Source organism: Sphingomonas changnyeongensis, assembly GCF_009913435.1.
GTDB classification, from domain to species: domain Bacteria; phylum Pseudomonadota; class Alphaproteobacteria; order Sphingomonadales; family Sphingomonadaceae; genus Sphingomonas_B; species Sphingomonas_B changnyeongensis.
In genome coordinates this window covers 1,637,267-1,662,841 of record NZ_CP047895.1, presented here as the reverse complement: position 1 = coordinate 1,662,841, position 25,575 = coordinate 1,637,267, and the positions used below count along the sequence as shown (strand labels likewise).

The following is a 25,575-nucleotide window of genomic DNA, read 5'->3' as shown; positions in this document are numbered from 1 at the left end:
TGTGGAAAGACCAGGCATGACCGATATCGTGAACGACACCCGCAAGGCGGAGCTTCTGTCGAAGACCGTCGAGCATATCGACATCCGCAGCTTCGACGCGCGCCCGATCGTCGATGCGATGGGCAAGATGAGCTTCACCAGCCGCGATCTCGCCCGCGCGACCGGCATCTACAACCAGATGCTCGCCGATCCCGACTGCTCGATCTTCCTGGTGATCGCCGGCTCGACCTCGGCCGGCGGCTGCATGGACCTGTATGCAGAGCTGGTGCGCTCGAACATGGTCGACGGTGTCGTCGCGACCGGCGCGTCGATCGTCGACATGGATTTCTTCGAAGGGCTTGGCCACAAGCATTATCAGGCGCTCGAGGTGCCGGACGACAACACGCTGCGTTCGCTCTACATCGACCGCATCTACGACACCTATATCGACGAAGAGGCGCTGCAGGACTGCGACCACACGATCGGCCGCATCGCCGACAGCCTGGAGCCGCGTGCCTATTCGTCGCGCGCCTTCATCCGCGAGATGGGCAAATATCTGGCCGAACACGGCAAGAAGGAAAACAGCCTCGTCAAGCTTGCCTATGAGCATGACGTGCCGATCTTCTGCCCGGCCTTTGTCGACAGCTCGGCGGGCTTCGGCCTCGTCAAGCATCAGGTCGACCGGATGAAGCAGGGCCAGCCCTATATGGTGCTCGACGCCATCGCCGATTTCCGCGAACTGACCGACATCAAGATCAAGGCCGGCACCACCGGCCTGCTGATGATCGGCGGCGGCGTGCCCAAGAACTTCATCCAGGACACGGTCGTGTGCGCCGAAATCCTCGGCCATGACGATGTCGAGATGCACAAATATGCCGTGCAGATCACCGTCGCCGATGTGCGCGACGGTGCCTGCTCGTCCTCGACGCTCAAGGAAGCGGCGAGCTGGGGCAAGGTCGACACCGCGCTGGAGCAGATGGTGTTCGCCGAGGCCGGCTCGGTCATGCCGCTGCTCGCCTCCGACGCTTATCATCGCGGCCATTGGCGCACCCGCGCCAAGCGCGCCTGGGGCAAGCTGTTCGACTGATCCGGTCAAAGGGGCCGGGCCGCGCTGCTGCGGCCCGGCCCGTTCGGCCCCCACGCCGAGCCAAAAGAAAACCCCGCCGGACCACAGGTCCGGCGGGGTTTTTCATGTGTGGGTGTCTTGGACGCTCAGGCGGCGAGCGGCACCGCGCGGCGGCGGCGCATCGCCGTGCCGACAAGGCCGAAGCCGCCGATCATCATCGCCCAGGTCGCGGGTTCGGGGATCGCGTTGATCGTGCCGTTGAAGTTGCCGAGATGGATCTCGCCATTCATGACCAGCGACCGCACCGCCACCGAGCCCTGCAGGAAGTTGCGGTTATCGACGCGGCTGCCAAGCGCCACGACCGAGCCGACGAACGAGTTGGCGAACGTGATCTCGCGGATCGACGGGTCGAAGTTCCAGATCACCCGCTGCGAATAGAGATCGCCGTTGCCAAGAAAGTTCTGCCTGACAATGAGCGAGTCGAGCGGGGTCGCGCTGCCGACATTGATGATGATCGCATCGGCCGCACCGGCGTTGAAGCTGAATGCGCGCGAGGCCGCCGAGCTGAAGAACGCGGCCGCATCGGCGATGCGGAACACCACGGTCCCGGTCTGGCTGCCGACGTCGAACCGGACATTGTTCGGGTCGGCCATGTTGATCGACGCTGTCGGCGCGAAGGTGCGCAGTTCGTTCGAAAAGGCCGTCAGATCGGCCGCCAGAGCATCGCGCTTGGCCGCAAGCGACGCCTGAAAGCCGCTGCCAAGGGCCGCGTCCTGGCCGGTGGTCGAGCCATTGCCGTTGACATTGCTGTTGGTGCGGCTGCCCCAGCTGATCGACCCGCCGCTCGCGCCGTTGACATTGGCGTTGGACAACGCGCCGATCCGAACGGCCGAACCGGTCGCGTTGACGTTCAGCCCGCCCGTCAGGGTGCCGCCGATATCGATGCCGCGCGGGCCGACAAGGCCGCCGCCGGGGATCGTGCCGCCATTGAGCTGGAGGCCGCTGACATTGGCATTGCCGACGATCGTCGCGGTCGGCAGCGCGCCGGTTGCGGGATTGATGAAACCCTGTTCGCCGCTGCCGATGCCGAACTGGCCACCGCCCTCCAGGTTGCCGCCGATGAAGCTCTTGCCCTCGACCTCCTGGCTCATCACCACATTGCCGGTGGTGAACAGGTTCAGCTCACGCAGGATCGTGGTCCCGCGGCCGATCACCTCCGACGCCATCGCCGGGGCCGGAACGACAGTCAACGCGGCCACCGCCGCCAGCAACGCACCACGCATTTGCGGGTTTCTCCTCACATCCCTTGTGGTGACGTCATGTCATATCCGGAACGGTCGGGGAAGCAGTGTCGTTGGCGGAAATGCGGGAAAACTGTGCCATTGCGATCCGATCTGTCCCGATGATGGACAGGCCCCGGTCAATCGGGCAGCCTTGGCGTTCGAAAAACGGGGGAGACGCGGTTTGAACAGTCCAATTCTCGGGCCGGTGGTGGCGCTGACGTCATGGTCGCTGATCATGTGGCTGTGGATGTATGCGACGCGCCTGCCGGCGATCGGCCGCGCCAAGATCACGCTCGATCCGCGCGTGCCGCCCAAGACGCTGATGGAGCAGCTGCCGGCGGAAACCCGCTGGAAAGCCGATAATTACAATCATCTGATGGAACAGCCGACTTTGTTCTATGCGCTTGCGCTGACGCTCGCGCTTGCCGGTGCGGGATCGGGGCCGAACCTGATGTTCGCCTGGGGCTATGTTGCCCTCAGGGTTATCCACAGCATTTTCCAGTCGACGGTCAACATCATCCCGGTGCGGTTTGCGCTGCACGTGCTGGGGACCCTGTGCCTGTTCGGGCTGGCGGCGGGCGCGGCGATGCGGGTGTTTGCGTTGTAATCAGCCGGCGGATCGGCGCTCGAAAATGCCGCACAGCTCGACATGGGTCGACCAGCCGAACTGGCCGACCGGCACGATGCGCGTGAGCCTCAGGCCGCCACCGGCCAGGATGCGGGCATCGCGGGCAAAGGTCGCCGGGTTGCACGACACATAGGCGATGCGCGGCGTGCGGGCGGCGGCGATCAGCGCCGCCTGCGCCTCGGCCCCGGCGCGCGGCGGATCGAGGACGACGGCTTCGAACCGGTCAAGCTCTGCGGGCTGCAGCGGCCGGCGGTAAAGGTCGCGGTGATCGGCAAAAATGCCCGGCCGCGCGGCCTTGAGCGCCAGCACGGCGTCGCGCGCCGCCTCTGCCGCATAGACGCGCCCGGACAGCGCGAGCGCGAATGTGCCCAGCCCCGAAAACAGGTCCGCCACCACCCGCGCCGCGCCAACCCCGTCGCGCACGGCGGCGACCAGCGCCGCCTCCCCGTCCGCAGTTGCCTGCAGAAAGGCGGCATGCGGCAGGCCGACCGGCACGCCGCCGAGCGTGACCGTGACCGGCACCGGTTCCCACAATGTCTGCGGGCCGCCGCCATCGTCGAGCGCCAGCCGCGCCAGGGCGTGGCCGCGCGCGAAATCGCCCAGCGCCTCGATCGCCGCCAGCCCGTCAGCGGCCATGCCCTCGATCAGCAGGTCGATGCCCTGATCGGCCAGCGTCAGGCGCAGCGTCGCCCCGGCGGCGCGGGCGGGCAGCAGCCGGTCCATCAGCGCGCGCAGCGGCGCGACCAGCGCGAACAGGTCCGGATGCAGCACATGACATTCGGCCAGATCCTCGATCACATGGCTGCGTTCGCGGTTGAAGCCGATCAGGATCCGCCGCCCGGCACGGCGCACCGACAGGCCGGCACGCCGGCGCGTGCGCGGCGGCGACAGATGGACGGGATCGAAATCGGGCGCCGCCACGCCCTGGGCGGCAAGCGCCGAGGCGATGCGGTCGCGCACAAATGCGCCGAGGCTGTCGGTATCGAGATGCTGGAGCTGGCAGCCGCCACAGGCCGGGAAATGGCGGCAGACGGGGTCGGCATGGTGCGGACCGGGCAGCACCCGGCCATCATCGGTCACCCGGTCGCCGGGCGCGGCCAGCGGCACATGGCGGCCATCGGCGGTCACGCCCTCCCCGCGCGCGGCCACGCGGACGATCTCGACCCCGCTCATCGCGCGGCCTCCCCGGCCACGGCCCCGATCGCCGCCGCCAGATCATCGGCGATGAACGCCGCCCCCAGCCGGTCGGCGGCGCGGGCGTGCAGCCACACCCCGGCACCGGCGGCGGCAAAGGGATCAAGCCCGCGCGCCAGCAGCGCGCCGATCACCCCCGCCAGCACATCGCCGGTGCCGGCGGTCGACAGCCAGGGCGAAGCCGGGGGCGCAATCGCCGCCCGGCCATCGGGGCGGCGATCACCGTGTCGGCCCCTTTCAGAACGATGACCGCCCCGGCCCGGACGGCAGCGGCACGGGCGCGGTCAAGCTTGCTGCCCGGCAGGTCGCCGAACCGCGCCGCAAACTCCCCGTCATGCGGGGTCAGCACGGTCGCCGCGGGTGCGGGCCGGGTGCGCGGCAGCAGGTGCAGCGCATCGCCGTCGATCACCAGCGGCCGCCCGGCGGCGCAGGCGGCATCCAGCCGCCGCCGCGCCCCGCCGTCACGCCCCAGCCCCGGCCCGACCACGATGGCGGCGGTGCGCGGATCGGCCAGCGCGGCCTCGTCCCAGCCCTGCTGGACGATCGCATGAGGCAAGGTGGCAGGGGGCAAGGTCGCGGGCAGATCGCCCGGCATGTCGGCGATCAGCCGGACATAGCCGGCCCCGGCGCGCGCGGCGGCGACCGCCGCCAGCCCCGCCGCGCCCGGCATCGCCCCGCCAATGACGGCGACCAGCCCGCGCGAATATTTGTGATCGCCCGCCCCCGGCACGGGCAGCCGGGGTGCGGCAAGCTCATGGGTCGGCGCTGCCGCATCAAGGCCGATCCCGGCGACCACCAGCCGCCCGCACAGCGCAGCCGCCGGTTGCAGCAGATGGGCGGGCTTGAGCGCGCCCATCGCGACCGTCATGTCGAACCGCGTGACCGCACCCAGCAGCGCGCCGCTGTCGGTGTCGACCCCGCTCGGCAGGTCGGCGGCGACCGACACCTGCGCCGCCGCCGCCAGCCGGGCGAGCGCATCCGCCACCGGATCGGCAAGCGGCCGCGACAGGCCGGTGCCGAACACGGCATCGATCAGAAGCGGCCGGGGCACTGCCTGATCGAGCGCGACGACCGGCCCGTCCCACGCCGCGCGTGCCGCCGCCGCCGCGCCGCCGGGCGGCGTGCCGAGTGCCGCGACCATCACGTCCAGCCCCGCATCGCGCAGCAGCCGCGCCGCGACATAGCCGTCGCCGCCATTATTGCCCGGCCCGCAACAGATGAGCGCCGGCAGCGGCCCGGCATGGATGAGCGCCGCCCGCGCCAGCCCGGCCCCCGCGCGTTCCATCAGCTGATCGGCACCGGTGCCGGCGGCGATCAGCCGGTCTTCAGCGGCGCGGGTTTCGGCGGCGGTCAGGACGGGGCGGGACATGCCCCGTCCCTAACGGTTTTAAATGTCCGCGAACATATGGGTTTCGGCGCTGCCGCCGGGATGGGTGACGGCCCCGCCCACCGCCGGGCCGACATTCCGGGAATAGCGCCACAGCGTGCCCGACTGATAGTCATGCGCGCGCGGCTGCCAGCGGGCGCGGCGTTCGGCCAGCACATCGCCTGCGACATCAAGGTCGATGGTGCCGGCGACCGCATCGATGCGGATCATGTCGCCATCCTCGACCAGCGCGATCGGCCCGCCGACCGCCGCCTCGGGCCCGACATGGCCGATGCAGAAGCCGCGCGTCGCCCCCGAAAACCGCCCGTCGGTGATCAGCGCGACCTTCTCGCCCATGCCCTGGCCGTAAAGCGCGGCGGTGGTCGACAGCATCTCACGCATGCCGGGGCCGCCACGCGGGCCTTCATAGCGGATGATGATCACCGATCCCTCGGCAATGTCGCGCGCCTCGACGGCGGCAAAGGCGTCTTCCTCGCAGTCGAACACCCGCGCCGGACCGGCAAAGCTCAGCCGCGCCATGCCCGCGACCTTGACGATCGCCCCCTCCGGCGCAAGGCTGCCTTTCAGCCCCACCACCCCGCCGGTCGGGGTGATCGGGTTCGTCACCTCGCGGATCACCTTCTGGTCGGGGTTCCAGGTGACGCGGTCGATATTCTCGGCCAGCGTCAGGCCGCTCACCGTTTTGCAGTCGCCGTGCAGCAGGCCGCCCGCGAGCATGGTCTTCATCAGCATATAGACGCCGCCCGCCTCATACATGTCCTTGGCGACATAGCGGCCACCCGGCTTCAGATCGGCAAGATAGGGGGTCGAACGGAAAATCTCCGCGACGTCGAACAGATCGAACGCAATCCCCGCCTCATGCGCCATCGCGGGCAGGTGCAGCGCGGCATTGGTCGACCCGCCGGTCGCAGCGACGACGCGGGCGGCGTTTTCGAACGCCTCGCGCGTGCAGATGTCGCGCGGGCGCAGGCCGGCGGCCAGACAGTCCATCACCGCCACCCCCGCCGCATGGGCAAGCGCCGCGCGCCCGGCATAGGGCGCGGGCATCATGTTGGAGTTGGGCAGCGACAGGCCGATGGCTTCGGCGACACAGGCCATGGTGTTGGCGGTGAACTGCCCGCCACAGGCGCCGTGCCCCGGACAGGCGACCTTTTCGAGCGCGATCAGCTCTTCGAGCGGGCAGTGCCCGGCGGCGTGCTGGCCCACGGCCTCGAACACATCGACCACGGTCACATCCTGGCCATGATGGCTGCCCGGCAGGATCGAGCCGCCATAGACGAACACGCTCGGCACGTTCAGGCGCAGCATCGCCATCATCATGCCGGGCAGTGACTTGTCGCACCCGGCAAAACCCACCAGCGCGTCATAGCAATGGCCGCGCACCGACAGTTCGATCGAATCCGCAATCACCTCGCGGCTGACGAGCGACGACTTCATCCCCTGATGGCCCATGGCGATGCCATCGGTGACGGTGATGGTGTTGAACCGGCGCGGCAGCCCCCCGCCCGCCTCCACCCCGCCGCGCGCGGCATCGGCCTGCGCGTCGAGCGCGGTGTTGCATGGCGCGCTGTCATTGCCGGCGGACACGACGCCGACAAAGGGGCGGGCAATCTGCTCCTCGGTCAGCCCCATGGCGTAATAATAGCTGCGATGCGGGGCGCGTTCCGGCCCGACCGAGACATGGCGGGACGGCAGGCGGCTCTTGTCGAAAATGCGGGTCATGGCCCGCGCTATGTCCGAAAGGCCGCGGCCGGCGCAAGAGCCTTTCTAAATCGCGCCCACGATTGTCATTTTATTGCGCGGCATTGGCGGATGACGGGCAGCAGCCGCTCTGCCCAGGTGCGCGCGCCCGCCGCATCGTCAATCAGATCCTGACGCACCTCGATCGCCAGATAGGGGATGCCCCGCGCCTCGGCATGGCGGTTCATCGTCGCGTTGAGCAGCCGCCCCGAATAGGGTTCATTGTCGCCGGTCACGATGCCCATCGCGCGCAGGGCATCGATCGCCACCCGCGCCGCCCGCTCGTCCTGATTGTAGAGAATGCCCACCTGCCAGGGCCGCGCACCGTCGGGCGCGGTTTCGAGCCGCGGGGTAAAGCTGTGCACGGCGACGATCAGGTCGGGCCGCGCCTCGTCGATCATCGCCGCCAGCCGGGCATGATAGGGCCGGTGATAATCGGCGATGCGGGCGGCGCGGGCGGCGGCATCCAGCGCGGCATTGCCGGGAATGGCATGGCCGTCGCTCGCCACCGGGATCAGCGCGGGATGATCCTCTTCACGGTGCAGGTCGATCACCAGCCGCGACACGGTGCCGAACAGCGCCCGGCAGCCCAGCCGGTCGGCCAGCAGATCGGCCACCGCCTCCGCACCGATGTCCCAGCCGATATGGCGCTGGACCAGCGCCGGATCGATGCCGAGATCGACGTCCGGCGGCACATGCGCGGAGGCATGATCGACGACGATCAGCGCGCCGGGCCCGCCCACGCGTTCGCGGTAAGGACTGGCACGATAGGGACTGGCGCGATCGGGACTGGTCATCAGGCGGGCATCAGCGCGCGAAATCGGGGCGGCGGCGTTCGCGCGCGGCGGCATAGCTTTCGGCGAGTTCGGCCCCGCCCAGCGCGGCGTCGCAGGCGCGGTCATGCCCCTCATCGGCGCGCCGCCCGGCGGCGGCGAGCGCCAGCCCCTGTTTGAGCAGCGCAAGCGCGCCGGGCGCATGGCCGGCCATGTCCTGCGCCAGATCGGCGGCCAGCCGCGCCACATCATGCCCCTGCTGTTCGACCAGGCCGATGCGTTCAGCCTCCGCCGCATCGATCCTGACCGCGCCCAGCAGCAGCCGGGCCGCCTGTCCGCCGCCGACCAGATCACGTAATCCCGCAATGTCTTCAATCAGATATCCGATTCCCTGCCGGGCAGCGGGAATCGCGAAGCTGGCATTCGGCCCGGCCAGCCTGACATCGCAGGCCGCAGCCAGCGCGACGCCGGCGCCGACACAGGCACCGTCGATTTCGGCGATCACCGGCAGCGGCGAATGGCGGATCCCGTCCAGCGCCTGGCGCATCGCATTGCGATAGGGCAGCCGTTCCGCCGGATCGGCATGGAGCGTCGCCAGTTCACCGGTGTCGATCCCCGCGCTGAACCAGCCGGGCACCAGCGAGCGGACCAGGATCGCCCGCGCCTTCAGCCGGCCGGCCTGCTCGATCAGCGCGGCGAGCGCGCGCCAGTCTTCGGTGCGCAGGCCGTTGCGCGCCTGAGGACGATCCATGGTCAGCCGGGCGACCGGGCCGTCGAGCGAGAGTTCGAACATGGCGGCGCGCGCACCACGTGCCCCGCGCAGGGTCATCAAAGTATCGGAAAGCGAACGATATTCCATGCCCGACCCAGCGTCCGAAAAAGAAGGGCGGGGCGCGCGATCAACAGGATCGCGTCCCCGCCCGGACATGATGCATGCGCCGATACGCCGCGCATGGACCATGGGCGAATGAGCGTGCCGGCGGGCGCGCCGATTCGTTCCCGGGTCGTTCAGCAAAAGCCGTGCCATCCCGGCCACCCCTCGAATCCGGGCGATGCGGGGAAATGTGACTGTCCCGCGACAGGACGATCGGGTCAGGCCGCGTCCCGGAACCGGTCAGGCCAGGCTGGTGGCCATCCGCCATGCATCCGGCCAGTCGCGGGCGATGGCGTCCGCCGCCGCGTCGCGCGCATCGACCTGTTCGAACAGCGCAAAACAGGTCGCCCCCGATCCCGACATGCGCGCCAGCACCGCGCCGGGCCGCGCCGCCAGCCAGCCCACCAGCCGCGCAATCACCGGGGCCAGCGCCATCGCCGGCGGGGCAAGATCGTTGCGCCCGGCCCGTGCCGCCGCCAGCGGATCATTGCCGATGGTGAGCGGCCCGCGATCCTGCCCGTCCCAGCCCCTGAACACCGGGCCGGTCGGCATCGCCACGCCGGGATTGACGAGCAGCAGCGGCATCCCCGTCAGCCGCTCCGCCCCGGCCAGCGGCACCAGCTCCTCGCCCCGCCCCGTGCCCATCACCGCGCGGTTGTGCAGACAGGCGGGCACATCGGCCCCAAGCGTGCGGGCAATCGCATCGAGATCGGCCTCAACGCCCCACATCCGCGCGAGCAGGCGCAGCGCGGCAGCGGCGTCGCTGGAGCCGCCGCCAATGCCGGCGGCGATGGGCAGAGCCTTGGTCAGCCGCAGCGCCGCCCCGGCGCGGATGCCGGTCGCGGCGCGCAGCGCCTCGGCAGCGCGCAGCACCAGATTGTCCGCGCCCGCGTCCAGCCCGGCGGCGAACGGCCCGTCAATGGCAAGTTGAAGGTCGGCGTCCGGCCGGGCGGCGAGCATGTCGCCATCGCGGGCGAAAGCGAAAATCGTCTCGATCCGGTGATAGCCATCGGCCATCCGCGCGCGGACATGGAGCGCGAGGTTGATCTTGGCCGGCGCAGGCTCGACCAGCCAGCCGGCGGCGGCGTGGTTATCGGGGGTGGTGGCATGGGCGCGCGTCATGCCGCGCGCCATGCCGGTTTTGCGCCGCGCCGCCAAGAGCGGCGGCGATCATCGGGTCAGGCGGCGACCGGCATCCGCGCCCCGGCGGACGACTGCACCGTCAAGCCGGGCCTGACGCTTGCCTGCGCCGCCCCGCCCGATCCGGCCCCGCCTGCCCCGGCCCCGCCTGCCTGCGCGGCCAGCCGGTCGACCTCGGTCGTCAGGTTGCGGGCCGCCGCCGATGTTTCCTCGACCATTGCCGCATTCTGCTGGGTCGTGCGGTCCATCACGCCGATGGCGGCCGACACCTCGGTGATCGCCGTCGCCTGGGCCTGATTGTCATTGGCCATCACCGCGAGCAGTTCGTGCACGCGGCCGACATCTTCGGAAATCGCCGCCAGTGCGCCATCGACCTTCTGCACGGCGGCCACTGCCGTGCTGACATCGCCCTGCGTCGCGGTCAGCTGTTCGCGGGCGCGCTTGGCCTCTTCCTCCGACCGCATGGCGAGCGCGCCGACCAGATCGGCAACGACCGCAAAGCCGCGCCCCGCCTCGCCGGCGCGGCCTGCTTCGACCGCAGCGTTCATCGCCAGAACGCGCGTCTGGAACGCGATCTTGTCGAGGCCCTCGATCACGCTGTCGATGCCCTTGGCGCTTTCGGACACACGCTCCATCGCCGCCACCGCCTCCTCGGCGACCGAGCGGCCGGTATCGACCGTGGCGATGGCGCCATCGGCGCGCTCGACGGTGCGGCCGGCGGCTTCGGCGGTTGCCTTCAGCCGCTGGTCCATCTGCGCGATGGCGGCAGAGGTTTCCTCAAGGCTCGCGGCATTGCTTTCGGTCCGCCGCGCCAGATCCTCGGACGCCTGGGCGATTTCATCGGCCCCGGTCTTGATCGCGCCGACGCTGCCGTTGATCGCGCCGAGCAGCTCGGACAGTGCATGTTCGCGCTCGGTCACCGCCGCCATCGCTTCGGCGCGGCTCGCCTGTTCCTGCTCGAAATAGATCGATACCGACATTTCAAGGTCGATGAGTGCGGCCATCACGATGGCGCGGATCTGGTCGAACCGGGTATCGCCGCGCCCGCGGCCGAACAGGCCGCCCGCGCCCTTTTCCGCGCCGATCGTCTCGATCAGCGAATCGAGGATGACGCTGTAGGACCCGATATACCATTGCGGCGTCAGCCCGATCATGGCGTGGCGCGCGCCGATGCGCTTCACCCGCGCGACATAATCGGCGTCGAACGCGCCGCCCGACAAATGCCCCCAGTGATCGGACTGAAGCCGCTTGGCGGCATCGATGTGCGACGCGCCGTTGAACATCCGCGCGGTTTCGGGATGGGCGGCGATCTTCTTGTACAGCCGGTCGAGCGCCGGCCCCATCGCGCGCGCGATCATCTCGCGCGACTGGGCGAGCAATTCGCGCCGCTCGTTTGAAAAACCGACAAAATCCAGCCGGGTCGCCGTTTCGGGATGGGCCATGGTCTCTGTCCTCGTCCAGCCGGCCGCCCCGCGCCTGTTCACCGGCAGCCCGCGCTCATATTGATCATTGATGTGTATTATAGCGGGCGCGAGATGCATGACGCGCACCAGCCGACAGTTAATCGCGGTTAACGGCCCGGCCTGCGCAGCGACTTTCTTAACCGGTCGCCATTTATCCCCGCTCTGGTGATGGATCCGGTGCTTCTTGCGCTTTGGGCGAGCCTGGCGGTGCTGCTGCTGGCGCTCTGCGCCGTGCGGCGGCGGCGGCTGCGCATCGCGCCGCTGCCGAACGACTGCGGCGATGACGACAGCGGCGTCGGCAGCATGCGCGAGACGCTTGCCCGGCGCATCCAGCGCGGCGACGATTTCGGGCTATGACGCCCGGTCGCGCCAACACCCCGGCTACCGCTCAGCGCGCGGCCAGCGCGTCCGAAAAACCCCGGTCGATCTTGGCGGTCGCGCGTTCGGCAACCGCCGGGCTGTCGGCAAACAGCGCCGCCGCCCGCCAGGCATGGCGCGCCTCGAACCGGCGGCCTGCGGCCCAATAGGCATCGCCCAGATGCTCGTTGATCGTCGGATCGGCGGGCTCCCCCTCGACCGCGCGTTCAAGCGCCGGGATCGCCTGCGCCAGATCGCCGATCAGGAAATAGGCCCAGCCGAGCGAGTCGGTGATCGCCGGATCGTCGGGCCTGAGGCTCGCGGCACGCTCGATCAGCGTCATGGCCGCCTTGACGTTTTCGCGCCGTTCAAGCTGCGCATAGCCAAGATAATTGAGCGCCGCCGGTTCAAGCGGGGCAAGCTGCACCGCCTTTTCAAGCGCGGCCCGCGCCTCGCCCCACTGGCCCGAGCGCTCGAGCGCGCTGCCCAGCACCAGCCACAGGCTCCAGCGCCGCTCGCCCGCCGGGCTGCCTGCCGCCGCCTCGGCCAGCGTCACCGCACGGCGATAGGCGGGCACCGCCTCGCCCTCCCGGCCCAGCTCGACCAGCAGATCGCCCAGCCGGGCATGATCGGCAATGCCCGCGCGCGGATCGCGGCTGCGCTCCGCCGCCAGCGCCAGCGCCTCGTCGCGCCGGTCGGACTGGGCGAGGATCGCGATCTTGAGATCGACCGCCGGGGCGAGCAGCGGCGCGGCAGCGCCAGCGGCCACGATCGGGGCAAGCATGGCGAGCGCGGCGTCGCGCTGGCCGTTGACCGCGAGCAGCCGGGCGAGCGTCAGGGCAGCGGCCGGGCTGGCCGGATCGAGGAAATGCGCCAGCCGCGCCAAAGTGAGCGCCAGCGGCGAGCGCGGATCGGCCTGCACCGTCTCGCCCACCCGCAGCAGCAGCTGCGCGATCCCGCCGGCCGGGCCGGACGAGCCCATGTCGAGCGGCCGCCCGGCGGCGATGGCCGCGCGGGCCGAGACCATCACCGGATCCTCGCCCGGCAGCAGCGCCAGCGCCGCCTGGGTGCGGCCCGCCGCCTGCAGCCGCGCCGCCGCGACCAGCCGGAACGCGCCCGATCCGTCGCCGGTCAGCGCCTGGGTGCGGGCAATCCCCTCCCCCTCATCCACCCGGCCTGCGGCGATCAGCAGCAGCGCCCGGTGTTCGGCGGCAAGTGCTGCGGTCAGCGCGCTGCCGGTCGGCGCGTCGAGAATGGCGAACGGATCGCGCCCGGCCCCGCGCGCGATCCACGCGCTCAGCACCGGGGCGAGAAAATCGAAACTGCCGTCATCGGCAGCGGCATCGACCGCCGCCTGCGCCGCTGCCCAGTCCCGGTTGCGGACCGCCTGCGCCATCAGCAGCAGCCGGCCATCGGCGGGCAGCGCGCCGCCCTTGTCAAGCAGGGCCGCCGAGCGCAGCGCCAGCGCCATGTCGCCGGCGACCAGCGCCTGGCGATAAGCGCGCGCGGCGACCGCCGCATCGTCGGGCCGGGCCGCAAGCACCGCCGCCAGGCTGCGCGACGCAGCCGCGACATCGCCGTCCACGCCCGCCAGCCGCGCCCGCGCATAGGCCTTGAGCGGCGAGGCGGTGACCGGCGCGGGCCGGGCCGCGGCCGCACCGGGCGCGAGCGCGGCCAGCGCCACCGCGACCAGCGCCGCCAGCGACGGGGCGCGCCCCGCCGCCGTCCGCGCATTCAGCTTACATATTGGGGTAATTGGGACCACCACCGCCCTCCGGCACCACCCAGTTGATGTTCTGGGTCGGGTCCTTGATGTCACAGGTCTTGCAGTGGACGCAATTCTGGGCGTTGATCACGAAGCGGGGATTGCCCTCTTCCTGCCCGACCACCTCATAGACGCCCGCCGGGCAATAACGCTGTGCCGGTTCGTCATACAGCGGCAGATTGTGCCGGATCGGCACGTCCGCATCCTTGAGCGTCAGGTGAATCGGCTGATCTTCCTCGTGATTGGTGTTCGACAGGAACACCGAGGACAGCCGGTCGAAGCTGACGATCCCGTCGGGCTTGGGATAATCAATCTTGGGCATCACGTTGGCCGGCCACAGCTGCTCATGGTCGGGCTTGTGCTTGAAGGTGAAGGGCAGGCCGATGCCCAGCTGGCGCATCCACATGTCCACCCCGGCCACCAGCGTGCCGACCGTGCCGCCGAACTTCGCCACCGCCGGCTCGACATTGCGGACCATCTTCAGCTCGCGGTCGATCCAGCTGGCGCGCAGCGCGGTTTCATAATCGTCGAGCGCGTCATGCTGCCGGTCGGCAACGATCGCGGCAAACGCCGCCTCGGCGGCCAGCATGCCCGACTTCATCGCCGTATGGCTGCCCTTGATGCGCGGCACGTTCACGAACCCGGCCGAACAGCCGATCAGCGCACCGCCCGGAAACGCCAGCTTTGGGATCGACTGCCAGCCGCCCTCGTTGATCGCGCGCGCGCCGTAAGACACCCGCTTGCCGCCCTCCAGCATCTCGCGGATCGCCGGATGCGTCTTCCAGCGCTGAAACTCCTGAAACGGCGACAGATGCGGGTTGCGATAGTTGAGCGCGACGACGAAGCCGAGCGCGACCTGGCCGTTCGCCTGATGATAGATGAAGCCGCCGCCCCAGGCATCGTCGAGCGGCCAGCCCTGGGTGTGGATGACCTTGCCCGGCACATGCTTGGCCGGATCAATGTCCCACAGTTCTTTCAGGCCGATGCCATAGACCTGCGGCTCGCAGTCGCGTTCCAGGTCGAACCGCCGCTTCAGCTCCTTCGACAGATGGCCGCGCACGCCTTCGGCAAAGAAGGTGTAGCGGGCATGGAGTTCCAGCCCCGGCTGGTAATCGGGCTTGTGGGTGCCGTCGCGCGCCACGCCCATGTCGCCGGTGGCAACGCCGCGCACCGATCCGTCCTCGTTGAACAGCACCTCTGCCGCGGCAAAGCCGGGGAAAATTTCCACCCCCAGCCCCTCGGCCTGTTCGGCGAGCCAGCGGCAGACATTGCCGAGCGACCCGGTGTAGCAGCCCTTGTTGTGCATGAACGGCGGCAGCAGCGCGTGCGGAAACTCGGTCTTCTTGCCCGCGGTCAGCACCCAGTGATGGTTTTCGATGACCGGGGTCTGCGCCAGCGGGCAGCTATCGCGCCAGTCGGGCAGCAGCTCGTCAAGCGCGATCGGATCGACCACAGCCCCCGACAGGATGTGCGCGCCGACTTCCGACCCCTTTTCGATCACGCAGACCGAAAGCTCGCGGCCCGATGCGGCCGCCAGCTGTTTCAGCCGGATCGCCGCCCCCAGCCCCGCCGGCCCGGCGCCGACGATCACAACATCATAGGGCATCGATTCCCGCTGGCTCATTCCCGCTCTTCCTCTCTCCACAGCCATTTCGCCGCAGCGGTGCCACGGCCTGTCAGGCCAAGCGATGCTGTGTGTTGACGATATGGTCAACCTGTCCGTCTAAACAAAACATGCTTTCTTTGGATCAGCTGGACAGCCGCGACTGGGCGGCAAGCCTGATCGGCTGGTGGCAGGATGCCGGGCTGGACTGTCTGGTGGGTGATGCCCCGCGCGACTGGCTGGCGGCGGGCGACGCCGCTCAGCAGCGGGTGGACGCTGCGGAAGCCGGGGGCGGTGACGCACCCCCTGCCCCATCCTCTGCGCCGCGCCCGGCTGCTGCAATGCCTGCCGCGATCGCCGCGCGTCCCGCCCGGCAAATCTGCCGCAGACGCTCGACGCTTTTTGCGCATGGCGCGCGGCGGGCGACGATATTCCCGAGGCGGCCTGGCCGGACGCCGCCGCGCCCGGCATGGCGATTCCGGGCAGCGGGCCCAGGCGGGTGGCGGGCGGCGGCGATGCCGGCGCGGTGCTGGCCGTCGTCACCGACATGCCGGACCCTGAGGATCTGGGGGGCAATATGCTGCTGTCGGGCGCGGCCGGGCTGCTGTTCGACCGGATGCTCGGCGCCATCGGCCTTGCCCGCCCGGCGATCTGGCTGGCCCCGCTCGCCGTGGCGCGCCCGGTTGCCGGGCAGGTGCCCGCCGCCGACCAGCCGGCGCTGGCCGCGATCCTGCGGCACCAGCTGAGCCTGACCGGCGCTGAACAGCTGCTGGTGATGGGCGATGCGGCCAGCCGTGCGCTGACCGGGACGGAAACCGCGCGGGCGCGCGGACGCTTCCACAGCGTTAACCTTGGCGACCGCACGGTTGCGGTCGCTGCGACCTTCCATCCCCGGCTGCTGCTGCGCCGCCCGGCGCTGAAGGCGGAAGCCTGGGCCGATCTGCAGATGGTCGCGGCGCGGATGACTGGCGGAGGATCGCAATGCGCATGATCCGGGGGATGATGCTGGCGGCGGTGCCGTTCGCCGTTCCCGCTCAGGCGGGTGCGGAGACCGGCCCGGCTGCTGCGACGGCCCTTTCCGCCGCGACCGCGCCGGCCCAGCCGCTTCAGCCGGCAATGCTGACACCGGCGGCGCGCGAAGCCTGGGGCGCAATCTTCCGCGCGCTGCGCGCCGGGGCATGGGCCGATGCCGCCGCGCGGATCGACGCGCAGCCCGACGGCCCGCTCAAATCCTATGCGCGGGCCGAGCTGGTCACGGCCAAGGGCTCGCCCAGGGCCGAGGCCGATGCGCTGGCGGCCTTGCTCGCCGCCGCGCCCAACCTGCCGCAGGGGCCGCAACTTGCCGCGATGGCGCAGAAGCGCGGCGTGACGGACCTGCCTCCCCTCCCCGCATTTCAGAAATTCACCTGGCTCGGCAGTGCGCCGGTGCGCGAGCGCGCCCAGCCGACGCGCGAAGATCCGGTGGCGGCGGAACTGGCCCCGCGCATCCAGCCGCTGATCAAGAGCGACGATCCCGCCGGCTGCGAGGCGCTGCTGGTGGCCGAGGAAGGCCGGCTGTCGGGCGCGGCGCTGACCGAATGGCGGCAGCGCATTGCCTGGGTCTATTATCTGAACGGCGACGACGCCAATGCCCGCCGCCTCGCCGCGCTCGCGGCGCAGGGTGAGGGCGAATGGCGCGTGCAGGCCGACTGGACGCTGGGCCTTGCGGCATGGCGGCAGCGCGATCCGGGCGCGGCGGCGGAGGCGTTTGCGCGCGTCGCGGCGGCGGGCGGCGATGCCGAAATCCGCGCGGCGGGCCATTACTGGACGTCACGGGCCGACATGGCGCGCGGCCGGCCCGATCTGGTGCAGGCGCGGCTGCGCGCGGCGGCGCAGCATCAGGAAACATTTTACGGCCTGCTCGCCGCCCAGGCGCTGGGCATCGCCACCCAGCCCATCCATGATTTCGCGCGCCTCGACCGCGACTGGCCCCGGCTGGCGCGGATCGACAATGTCGCGCTGGCACAGGCGCTTGCCGCGCTGGGCGAGGCCGAACATGCCGACCGGGTGCTGCGCTATCAGGCGCGGATCGGCGCGCCTGCCGATCATCAGACGCTGGCGGCGCTGGCGGCGCGGCTCAACCTGCCCGACACCCAGCTTTACCTCGCCCATAACGGCCCGGCGGGCGCGCGGGCGAGCATCGTCGCCCGTTATCCGACCCCCGAATGGACGCCCGATGGCGGCTGGCGCGTCGAGCGCGAGCTGGTCTTTGCCCATGCGCTGCAGGAATCACGGTTCGAAGCCCGCGCGGTCAGCCCGGCCGGGGCTTATGGCATCATGCAGGTGATGCCCGGCACCGCCGATCTGATCGCCCGCCGGCGCGGTCAAGGACCGGTTGACCGGGCGCTGCTGATGCGCCCGTCGACCAACCTTGAATATGGGCAGGCGCGGCTTGAGCAGGTGCGCGACTATCGCCCGACCGGCGGGCTGCTGCCCAAGGTGATCGCGGGGTACAATGCCGGGCCGGGCGTGCTCGACCAGTGGAACGTCAAGGTGCGCGATCAGGGCGACCCGCTGCTGTTCATCGAAAGCATCCCCTATTGGGAAACGCGCGGCTATGTCGCCACGGTGATGCGCAATTACTGGATGTATCAGCGCAATGGCGGCAAGCCGTCGGCCAGCCTGAAGGCGATGGCGCAGGGCATGTGGCCGCGCTTTCCCGGCCTGCCCGGCGCCTATGCGGTGCGGCTGACGCCCACGGCCAGCGGCCCGGTGCGCACCGCGGCGCTGGGCGCTGCAAGCCCAGGCGATGGCGAGGCGGCGCGTGCCGATTGATCCGGCGCGGCCGTTCGTGCCGGTTGCCATTGCGGTCCTCACCATCTCCGACACGCGCGGGCCGGCGGATGACCGGTCGGGCGATCTGCTGGTCGAGCGGCTGACCGGGGCCGGCCACGGCCTCGCCGCGCGCGCGATCGAGCGCGACGATGTGGCGGCAATCACCGCCCGACTGCGCGCCTGGGTGGCCGATCCGGCGATCGACTGCGTGATCACCACCGGCGGCACCGGCCTGACCGGGCGCGACGTGACGCCGGAGGCGCTCGCCATGCTGGGCGGCAAGGACATTCCGGGCTTTGGCGAGCTGTTCCGCTGGCTGAGCTTTGCCAGCATCGGCACATCGACCATGCAGTCGCGGGCGATGGCGGTGCTGGCGGGCGGCACCTATGTGTTCGCGCTGCCCGGATCGACCGGGGCCGTGCGCGACGGGTGGGACCAGATCCTCGTCCACCAGCTCGACAGCCGCCACCGGCCCTGCAACCTGGTCGAACTGATGCCGCGCCTGAACGAACGCTGATTGCGGCGCGGCAGCGCCCGGCCGTTTAGAGCGGTTTGTGATCTGGCTGCGCCAGATCAACCGCTCTAATTTGTTGGTTTGCCGCGTTTTCCGAACCGTCAGGTGAGTCCACCTGACTGGAAACCGCTCATGCCCCACGTCCCGCACGGGCGGCAAAGGCGCGACCGACAATGCAACGAGCCGGCGGCTCAACCAGCCCGAACGGACGCATGATGGCGACTGGCGCGATGTGACGGACGCGGTGGACGGCCCCGTGCGGCCGGTTGCGACCAGCGTTTCTGCCATTCGACCGATCGATCAACGCCTGTCGCGACTGCATACATCCGACAATCTGCTGAACAACGCTGTCTTGACTCTTCTCTTTGTGATACCCGACAATACGAGAGTGAGCAGAACTAGGCGGTTAATGAGACGATAAATCCAGGATACTAGCCTCGATCATTCAAGAAATGATTATGACGAATAGGCCGAACAGCATGCGAGCAATTTTAATTTTTCTAGCGCTTTCATTCGGCTGCGCGCCGGTAACAAGTTTACATGCGCATGACAACCAAAACCCATTGAGCATCGACGAGAAAGTCCGGATCAGGCGATTAATTGAGCGCGCCATTGAAGCTGGCCGACGTGAAGCCGACGCGGCGCGATCCGATATCACCGTTGCTAACAATGACCGCGGAGATATACAAAGCCAATTTGCACTCACGCTCATTACAGCCGATCGTTGCGAGGAAGCCGTTCAGTTCGTACGCGACCGCACAGAGATTATGGCTGGCGGCATTGATCGCCTGATCATTAGCAGATATATGGATATACATATCAGATCTGATCGATTGCCAATCACAAATATCCTGAAAGATGATCTAAAGTGCTCCATTGACCTGGCAAAGATAATGCTTGATCGTTGGGACGATGCCGACTACTATCCTGTTGGACGCATCGCATTTCGGTATAAAGCGGCTGTTTATCTCGACGCGGCCGATATCACTGGCGCAAAAGCTCTGATGAATGATGCAGAGCAAAAACTATTCGATATGAGAACGAGCGGGGTGGGCGCGCTAACCACGCTGTGGCACTCGAGACTCGAGGCACTTGTGATATATAAGGGATCCCCGAAGCAAATGAGCTATATTGATGAAATTGGCTCCAAAATGCTGACTGAGAAGCTGGATCCGAAATCGTACGAAGCGAATGGACTGTTAGAATTACTTGCCGGCGCCGGCCGCTGCGATCTGGTTGAGGGTTTCGTCCGAAAAGGCCCAACCAGCTGCGACGAATATATTGAGTCGCGCAGGAAGGCCTCTATGGCAGATTTACAATTCAATTTCTCCTTTTTCAGTGACGAGCCTGCACTTGTCGAGGAGAGCATAGATGATGCCCTATCGCAGACGACGCCGTGGCTTCGACTCACAAAACTCCTTCTCATTGTTCGCGCGGGGAGCCTGGCACTAAGGTCAGCGGACGGTCACGGGCTGCCAACAAAAATGGTACAGTGATGACTCTGGAGCCGACGCCTGACAGGCGAATTTTTATACGGGCATCCCATTCGACGGACATTGACTGTTCACCACCCCCGTTGCCTTAACTGCGCCGCCACTTGAAGTTCAGGGCATGGGAACATGGTCGCGCCCATTGCCGAGCCCGGCTCGACGGTGGCGGGCGCAATCTGTCACCGGGGCTGGATTTCCAAAGACGCAATGCCCCCCGCCGTCTGGAGCGGCCGATCCGGTTGCAGCGGATCGGCCGCCCCGGACCGAAAAATGCGCTCAGGCCGCGACCGTCGCCAGGCGGTAGTCGCGATACTGGTCGCGCAGTGCGGTTTTCAGCAGCTTGCCGGTCGCGGTGTGCGGCAGGCTGTCGACGAACAGGATCTCGTCCGGCAGCCACCATTTGGCGACATGGCCGGCCAGATGGGCGAGGATCTGGTCGGCCGTCACCTCCGCTCCCGGCTTGCGCACGACCAGCAGCAGCGGCCGTTCATCCCATTTGGGATGGTGCACGCCCACCGCCGCCGCCTCGGCCACGCCGGGGCAGCCGACCGCGGCATTTTCCAGCTCGACCGAGCTGATCCATTCACCGCCCGATTTGATCACATCTTTTGCCCGGTCGGTGATCTGCATCGTGCCATCGGGGTGCAGCACCGACACATCGCCGGTGTCGAACCACTGATCGGCATCGACGCTGTCGGCATCGGCCTTGAAATAGCGCTTGATCACCCAGGGGCCGCGCACCTGCAGCCGCCCGCTCGACCTGCCGTCGCGCGGCTGCACCCGGCCTTCATCGTCGACGACGCGCAACTCGACACCGAACGGCACCCGCCCCTGGCGGACGACCAGATCGACCTGCTGTTCAAAGCTGAGCGCGTTCCAGTCGGCCGGCGGCGCGCCCATCGTGCCGATCGGCGACGTTTCCGTCATCCCCCAGGCATGGCCGACGCGGATGCCCATCTTCATCAGCCGTTCGATCATCGCGCGCGGCGCGGCCGATCCGCCGATCGTCACCAGTTCCAGATGCCGGGGCGCATCGCCGGTGGCGTCCATATGCTGGAACAGCGCCAGCCACACGGTCGGCACGCCGGCCGAATGCGTGACCTTTTCCGCATTCATCAGATCGGTCAGCACCTTGGGATCGTTGATCGCGGAGAACACGAACTTGATCCCCGCCAGCGCGCCGGCAAAGGGCAGGCCCCAAGCGGCGGCGTGGAACATCGGCACCACCGGCAGCGCGACGGCCAGCGGCGACAGGTTGAACACCGCCGGCGCCACCTCGGTCATCGCGTGCAGCATGGTCGAGCGATGCTCATACAGCACGCCCTTGGGGTTGCCGGTCGTCCCGCTGGTGTAGCAGAGCATGCAGGGATCGCGCTCATCCCCCTCCACCCAGGCATAATCGCCGCTGTGGGGCGCGAGCATCGCTTCGAAGCTGCCATCGTCGAACACCACATAATGCTCGATGCTGGTCAGCTGCGGCTTCAGCCGTTCGACAATCGGGGCAAAGGCGCGGTCGTAAAACAGCACCCGGTCCTCGGCATGGTTGGCGATATAGACGATCTGTTCATCGAACAGGCGCGGATTGATCGTGTGGATCACCCCGCCCATGCCGATCGCGCCATACCAGGCGATCAGGTGATTGACATGGTTCATGGCCAGCGTTGCGATCCGGTCCCCTGGCTTCATCCCCAGCGCCTCCAGCGCCTGCGCCAGCCGCCGCGCATCATGCGCAACCCCGGCCCAGTCGGTGCGCGTCTGCCGCCCATCGGCCCAGTGGGTGACCAGCTCCTGCCCGCCGTGCTCCCGCGCGGCGTGATCGATCAGCCGCGGCACCCGCAACACGAAATCCTGCATCCCGCCCAGCATATGACCCTCTCTCTCTTGGATGGTTATGCGGCGATGATGCGCGAACAGGGCATCGGGTGACAAGGTGCGGCGGACAGGTGGCGCACAGGCGACGGGCGGTCGCCGGAGCGCGCCCCCGCCCCGCCCCGAACCCCGCGCGATGCGAAAAAGCGCAAATTCCCCGCTTGACGCGGCGGCGCGAATCCGACACATGCGCCGCCTGCCAAGCGTGGACGCATAGCTCAGTTGGTAGAGCAGCTGACTCTTAATCAGCGGGTCCTAGGTTCGAGCCCTAGTGCGTCCACCAGTTTATCCATTTAAATCGGATAGTTAGTTGGATAGCCCTCCGGGGTACGGAACCGGATTTCTGTTACAGGTTCCGACTAGGTTCAGGTGCGCGTTCGGCGCGATCCACGGTGCAAATATATTTGTGATCGGCCCAATCGTTGACCGCGTGTTTCGGGCATGTTCTCTGTTGACGGCGAATCGGAGAGCGTGAATGCAGTTGAGCCTTCAGTTTCCATATCTGTCGATCAAGGCGTTCCCGACCGTAACCCTGCCCGCGCTAACAGTTATCGTCGGCATCAACGGAAGCGGGAAGTCACACCTGCTACAAGCAATCGCTGGTGGCCAGGTTCGCAACTCAATTGCCGCCGCAGATAACGGTCAAGGTGCGCGGCCGCCCGGTGGCGCGACACCGCAAGCGCAAGAGATCAGACTGCTTGTGAACGACGGCGGCTTGGGCGCCGCGCAACCCGCCCAACAATATATGTCCATGCAAGGCCAGCCGATGCCCGGAATGCCCGGCGGTGGCTTTGAGCACGCGCGAGCGACCGTGACCCTCGATCAACGGACACGAATGGCCCAGGCGACGGCAAATCGATACGAAAGCGTTCTTAACGGTGACGATGTTTGGCGCATCGGGCCGGCCGCCCTTATCGAGCGTCTTGGTGAAACCGACCCGGATGCTATTCAGCACATCGAAGAGCTTTACCGAATTGCGGAGGATCGACTAATCCACGGGTCGGTGAATGGGAGCGCAGAGCAGCATGGTCCGCAGCATCCGGTTTTGATCCCGGTGCGACAGGTGGCCGAACGGCTCGGCATCCCGCCTCTTGAAGTCACCGCAGAGCATATGGAGCAGTTCTCGCCGTGGGGTGAAGCCGACCAGTTCGGTGCGAATATGGCTTTGGTGTTCGGTCGATATCGTGACGCTTTGTTGGCGAACCGCCTGAAGCAACTCGAAGATCAGCATAACGGATCGAACACAGCCTTCACGGAAGAGCGGTTTCGAGAGTTGTTCGGCGCGCCTCCGTGGGACCAACTCAACGCAACGATCGAGGCTTTTGGCCTTCCTTATGAGGTGGCGGCTCCCGACACGCTCAAGTTTACGCCGGTATCCATCAACCTTTTGAAGAAGCCAGCAGGTGAAGCGGTCGGCACGGCCAATCTATCGTCGGGCGAGAAGGTTCTATTTCAATTTGCGCTCTCGTCCTTCGAATATGACGAGCAGCTTATGAACGTAAAGCGACCGAAGCTGCTCTTGCTGGACGAAATGGACGCGTCCTTGCATCCCGAGATGGTGCATCGGTGGCTAGGAGCAATAAGCAACGGGCTCGTCGAGAAGCAGGGTATTTACTGCATCATCACTACGCACTCGCCGACCACCGTTGCCCTGGCCCCGAAGACGCTCTTTTCGAAATGAGCGACGGCCTCTCGGGACTAACCAAAATCTCCAAGCAGGACGCTCTTAATAGGCTCACCTTTGGTGTCCCTACGCTGTCGATCGACTATTCTGGCCGGCGACAGGTCTTCACGGAAAGTGACACCGACGCGGCGATATACGAGCGGGTCTATTCGCTCATTAAATCTCGTATCGAATGCGCCCGCGAACTCAACTTCCTGTCGACCGGAATGCGGAACAAAGATGGCGGCGAAACGAACAGCGGCTGCACCATCGTCACGAACATAGTTCAGCGGCTCGACGAAGCCGGCAACAAGAGTGTGTATGGGATAGTCGATTGGGATGGCACCGCCACCTCTGTCGGTCGCGTGCGGGTCATAGCCGAGGGATCGCACAACGGCATCGAGAACCTTTTGCTCGATCCGCTCCTGATTTGCCTATTGCTCGTCAAAGAGCGTCGCGCACCTGAAGAATTGCAAGATATCGCGCGCTTCGCCGGCGTGGACACTCTGGCTAATGTCGAACTTCAGCGCATGGTCGATGCGATCCAGCACAAGGTTGTCACGACGGGCAGCGGGACTCTAGCCCCGGTCAGCTATCTGGACGGCACGACGACCAATGTCCTTCGCGATTATCTCGTTATGGACGACCACGCGCTCGAAGATGCGCTTCGCGCGGCCTTCCCGTATCTGCGAAAATGGTCGAACCGCGGGGCGCTCGTGTTGGCCGTAGTCGAAGAAGTTCTTACCGAATACCGCGGCTTCTGCCCGGCCCGCTGAAGGCAATGTTCGAAGAGGTAGCGAACGCCTAGCGCTGCTCGTCCGTCGTGAGAAGATCGAGCGCCTGTCGCATCCCGATATGGCTTTGGAACGGCACGAGTCGCTTCGCCGCTTCGGCCTGACTGTCGGTGATCGCGTCGCCGGTGGCCGGTCAGGGGAAGCGCTGACTTTCGTTACCGGCGACGGTCAATACATCAGTCCCTCGCCCGATTCTCCCCCCCTCAAGGAACCCTACCGAATGACCGACACCCCCGATCACGATGCCGGCGCGCACAAGGTGCGGATGCAGGCGGTGCAGCGTGCGCAGCGGGAGAAGACGCGGGAGGCGCGCGATCCGGAGCGGGGGCTGGTGCTCGTCCATACCGGCAATGGCAAGGGCAAGTCGTCATCGGCGTTCGGGGTGATTGCGCGGGCGCTGGGCTGGGGGCAGCGGGTTGGCGTCGTCCAGTTCATCAAGGGCAGCTGGAAAACCGGCGAACGCGCGTTCTTTGCGCGCTTTCCCGACGAGCTGGTGTGGCACACCATGGGCGAGGGTTTCACCTGGGACACGCAGGACCGTGACCGCGATGTCGCCGCCGCCACCCAGGCGCTGGCGCGGGCCGAGGCGATGATCACCGGCGGGGATTTCGATCTGGTCGTGCTCGATGAAATCAACATCGCCCTGCGCTACGACTATCTGGATATCGCGCGGGTGCTGGACGTGCTTGACCGCCGCGCCGCGCGCACCGGGGTGATCCTGACCGGGCGTGACGCAAGGCCGGAGCTGATGGACTATGCCGATCTGGTCAGCGAGATGCGCGAGGTGAAGCATCCCTTTGCCGCCGGCATCCGGGCGCAGCGCGGCATCGATTTCTGATCCGGCACCGCCGGTTCGTCGCCGCCGTTAGCCCCTCCACCTGCCCCGCCCACCCGCCGTCCCGTCAGCCCCGGTTGACAGCAGGCCGGCCGATGCGCGACACAGCCGCGCAGATGGTTCCCGTGAGAGCGGGGCGAAGAGGGAACCCGGTGCAAATCCGGGACTGTGCCCGCAACTGTTAGCCGGGAGCTGACGGCCACCAAAGTCACTGGGACATCCGTCCTGGGAAGACGGCCCGAAGCGGTGATCGGCGAGTCAGGAGACCTGCCATCGCGTCGTTCGCGGCTCTGGCCGGGTCCAGCCCGGGGCGCGGGAGGATGTGTCTTCCCCAGAAACGACAC

The 25,575-nt window shown here is 67.7% G+C and carries 20 protein-coding genes, 1 tRNA gene, 1 pseudogene and 1 riboswitch; of the genes and pseudogenes, 11 read left to right on the top strand and 11 right to left on the bottom strand.

The genetic code is table 11. The features are described from left to right. The first annotated feature begins 16 nt into the window (after positions 1 to 16). Positions 17 to 1,066 (top strand): 1,9-bis(guanidino)-5-aza-nonane synthase, encoded by a 1,050-nt coding sequence (locus GVO57_RS08210; protein WP_160592741.1) that lies wholly within the window; start codon positions 17 to 19, stop codon positions 1,064 to 1,066. A gap of 125 nt (positions 1,067 to 1,191) precedes the next feature. Here the strand turns inward: GVO57_RS08210 and GVO57_RS14985 are convergent, their stop codons facing one another. After that, complete coding sequence (locus tag GVO57_RS14985) at positions 1,192 to 2,304, bottom strand: collagen-binding domain-containing protein (protein WP_233281298.1); 1,113 nt, start codon at positions 2,302 to 2,304, stop codon at positions 1,192 to 1,194. 205 nt (positions 2,305 to 2,509) lie between these two features. On the opposite strand from GVO57_RS14985, the gene GVO57_RS14980 reads away from it, so the two are divergent. Beyond that, entirely contained in the window at positions 2,510 to 2,935 is a 426-nt protein-coding gene (locus tag GVO57_RS14980) for an MAPEG family protein (RefSeq protein ID WP_160592739.1), read from the top strand. On the opposite strand, the gene GVO57_RS08195 is transcribed toward GVO57_RS14980, so the two are convergent. The 7 genes and pseudogenes from GVO57_RS08195 to GVO57_RS08165 form a co-directional block, all read right to left on the bottom strand. After that, entirely contained in the window at positions 2,936 to 4,129 is a 1,194-nt protein-coding gene (locus tag GVO57_RS08195; protein WP_160592738.1) for a class I SAM-dependent RNA methyltransferase, read from the bottom strand. Further along, positions 4,126 to 5,519: pseudogene (locus GVO57_RS08190) on the bottom strand (NAD(P)H-hydrate dehydratase). Before GVO57_RS08190 ends, GVO57_RS08195 begins: the two are co-directional and overlap by 4 nt. 18 nt (positions 5,520 to 5,537) lie before the next feature. After that, on the bottom strand, positions 5,538 to 7,259 hold the full coding sequence (gene ilvD, locus GVO57_RS08185; RefSeq protein ID WP_160592737.1) for a dihydroxy-acid dehydratase: 1,722 nt from the start codon (positions 7,257 to 7,259) through the stop codon (positions 5,538 to 5,540). Between the two features lie 65 nt (positions 7,260 to 7,324). Further along, complete coding sequence (locus GVO57_RS08180) at positions 7,325 to 8,074, bottom strand: N-formylglutamate amidohydrolase (protein ID WP_160592736.1); 750 nt, start codon at positions 8,072 to 8,074, stop codon at positions 7,325 to 7,327. 10 nt (positions 8,075 to 8,084) lie between these two features. Then, the gene (locus GVO57_RS08175) at positions 8,085 to 8,879 is read right to left on the bottom strand and encodes an enoyl-CoA hydratase/isomerase family protein (protein ID WP_160592735.1); all 795 of its coding nucleotides are present in this window, start codon (positions 8,877 to 8,879) and stop codon (positions 8,085 to 8,087) included. A gap of 285 nt (positions 8,880 to 9,164) precedes the next feature. After that, positions 9,165 to 10,046, bottom strand: a complete 882-nt coding sequence (locus GVO57_RS08170) for a 4-(cytidine 5'-diphospho)-2-C-methyl-D-erythritol kinase (protein WP_160592734.1) — start codon at positions 10,044 to 10,046, stop codon at positions 9,165 to 9,167. A 56-nt stretch (positions 10,047 to 10,102) separates the two neighbouring features. After that, positions 10,103 to 11,506 carry a globin-coupled sensor protein gene (locus tag GVO57_RS08165; RefSeq protein ID WP_160592733.1) on the bottom strand — a complete coding sequence of 468 codons (1,404 nt, stop codon included), beginning with the start codon at positions 11,504 to 11,506 and terminating at the stop codon, positions 10,103 to 10,105. Between the two features lie 198 nt (positions 11,507 to 11,704). Here GVO57_RS08165 and GVO57_RS08160 point away from each other — a divergent pair, with 198 nt between their 5' ends. Beyond that, positions 11,705 to 11,884 carry a hypothetical protein gene (locus GVO57_RS08160; RefSeq protein ID WP_160592732.1) on the top strand — a complete coding sequence of 60 codons (180 nt, stop codon included), beginning with the start codon at positions 11,705 to 11,707 and terminating at the stop codon, positions 11,882 to 11,884. Positions 11,885 to 11,915: 31 nt separating this feature from the next. Here GVO57_RS08160 and GVO57_RS08155 read toward each other — a convergent pair whose 3' ends face one another. Next, positions 11,916 to 13,649 (bottom strand): tetratricopeptide repeat protein, encoded by a 1,734-nt coding sequence (locus tag GVO57_RS08155; RefSeq protein WP_160592731.1) that lies wholly within the window; start codon positions 13,647 to 13,649, stop codon positions 11,916 to 11,918. Further along, a complete protein-coding gene (locus GVO57_RS08150) occupies positions 13,624 to 15,273 on the bottom strand; it encodes an electron transfer flavoprotein-ubiquinone oxidoreductase (RefSeq protein WP_160592730.1) in 1,650 nt (549 codons plus the stop codon). The genes GVO57_RS08155 and GVO57_RS08150 overlap by 26 nt, the downstream gene beginning before the upstream one ends. 448 nt (positions 15,274 to 15,721) lie before the next feature. On the opposite strand from GVO57_RS08150, the gene GVO57_RS08145 reads away from it, so the two are divergent. From GVO57_RS08145 to GVO57_RS08130, 4 genes are all read left to right on the top strand, one after another. Next, positions 15,722 to 16,243, top strand: coding sequence for a uracil-DNA glycosylase family protein (locus GVO57_RS08145; RefSeq protein WP_160592729.1), 522 nt, complete (start codon positions 15,722 to 15,724; stop codon positions 16,241 to 16,243). Continuing rightward, positions 16,234 to 18,066, top strand: a complete 1,833-nt coding sequence (locus tag GVO57_RS08140) for a lytic transglycosylase domain-containing protein (protein WP_160592728.1) — start codon at positions 16,234 to 16,236, stop codon at positions 18,064 to 18,066. The genes GVO57_RS08145 and GVO57_RS08140 overlap by 10 nt, the downstream gene beginning before the upstream one ends. Continuing rightward, positions 18,056 to 18,583 carry a molybdenum cofactor biosynthesis protein B gene (gene moaB / locus GVO57_RS08135; RefSeq protein ID WP_160593905.1) on the top strand — a complete coding sequence of 176 codons (528 nt, stop codon included), beginning with the start codon at positions 18,056 to 18,058 and terminating at the stop codon, positions 18,581 to 18,583. The genes GVO57_RS08140 and moaB overlap by 11 nt, the downstream gene beginning before the upstream one ends. 560 nt (positions 18,584 to 19,143) lie before the next feature. Then, entirely contained in the window at positions 19,144 to 20,076 is a 933-nt protein-coding gene (locus GVO57_RS08130; protein ID WP_160592727.1) for a hypothetical protein, read from the top strand. Between the two features lie 270 nt (positions 20,077 to 20,346). On the opposite strand, the gene GVO57_RS08125 is transcribed toward GVO57_RS08130, so the two are convergent. Further along, positions 20,347 to 21,936, bottom strand: a complete 1,590-nt coding sequence (locus GVO57_RS08125) for a long-chain fatty acid--CoA ligase (RefSeq protein ID WP_160592726.1) — start codon at positions 21,934 to 21,936, stop codon at positions 20,347 to 20,349. 210 nt (positions 21,937 to 22,146) lie between these two features. On the opposite strand from GVO57_RS08125, the gene GVO57_RS08120 reads away from it, so the two are divergent. From GVO57_RS08120 to cobO, 4 genes are all read left to right on the top strand, one after another. Continuing rightward, positions 22,147 to 22,222 (top strand) — tRNA-Lys (locus tag GVO57_RS08120). A gap of 192 nt (positions 22,223 to 22,414) precedes the next feature. Next, positions 22,415 to 23,620, top strand: a complete 1,206-nt coding sequence (locus GVO57_RS08115; RefSeq protein ID WP_160592725.1) for an AAA family ATPase — start codon at positions 22,415 to 22,417, stop codon at positions 23,618 to 23,620. Then, entirely contained in the window at positions 23,617 to 24,378 is a 762-nt protein-coding gene (locus GVO57_RS08110) for a hypothetical protein (protein ID WP_160592724.1), read from the top strand. The genes GVO57_RS08115 and GVO57_RS08110 overlap by 4 nt, the downstream gene beginning before the upstream one ends. 238 nt (positions 24,379 to 24,616) lie before the next feature. After that, complete coding sequence (gene cobO, locus GVO57_RS08105; RefSeq protein WP_160592723.1) at positions 24,617 to 25,234, top strand: cob(I)yrinic acid a,c-diamide adenosyltransferase; 618 nt, start codon at positions 24,617 to 24,619, stop codon at positions 25,232 to 25,234. A 97-nt stretch (positions 25,235 to 25,331) separates the two neighbouring features. Next, a riboswitch (cobalamin riboswitch) is annotated at positions 25,332 to 25,520 on the top strand. Positions 25,521 to 25,575 lie beyond the last annotated feature (55 nt).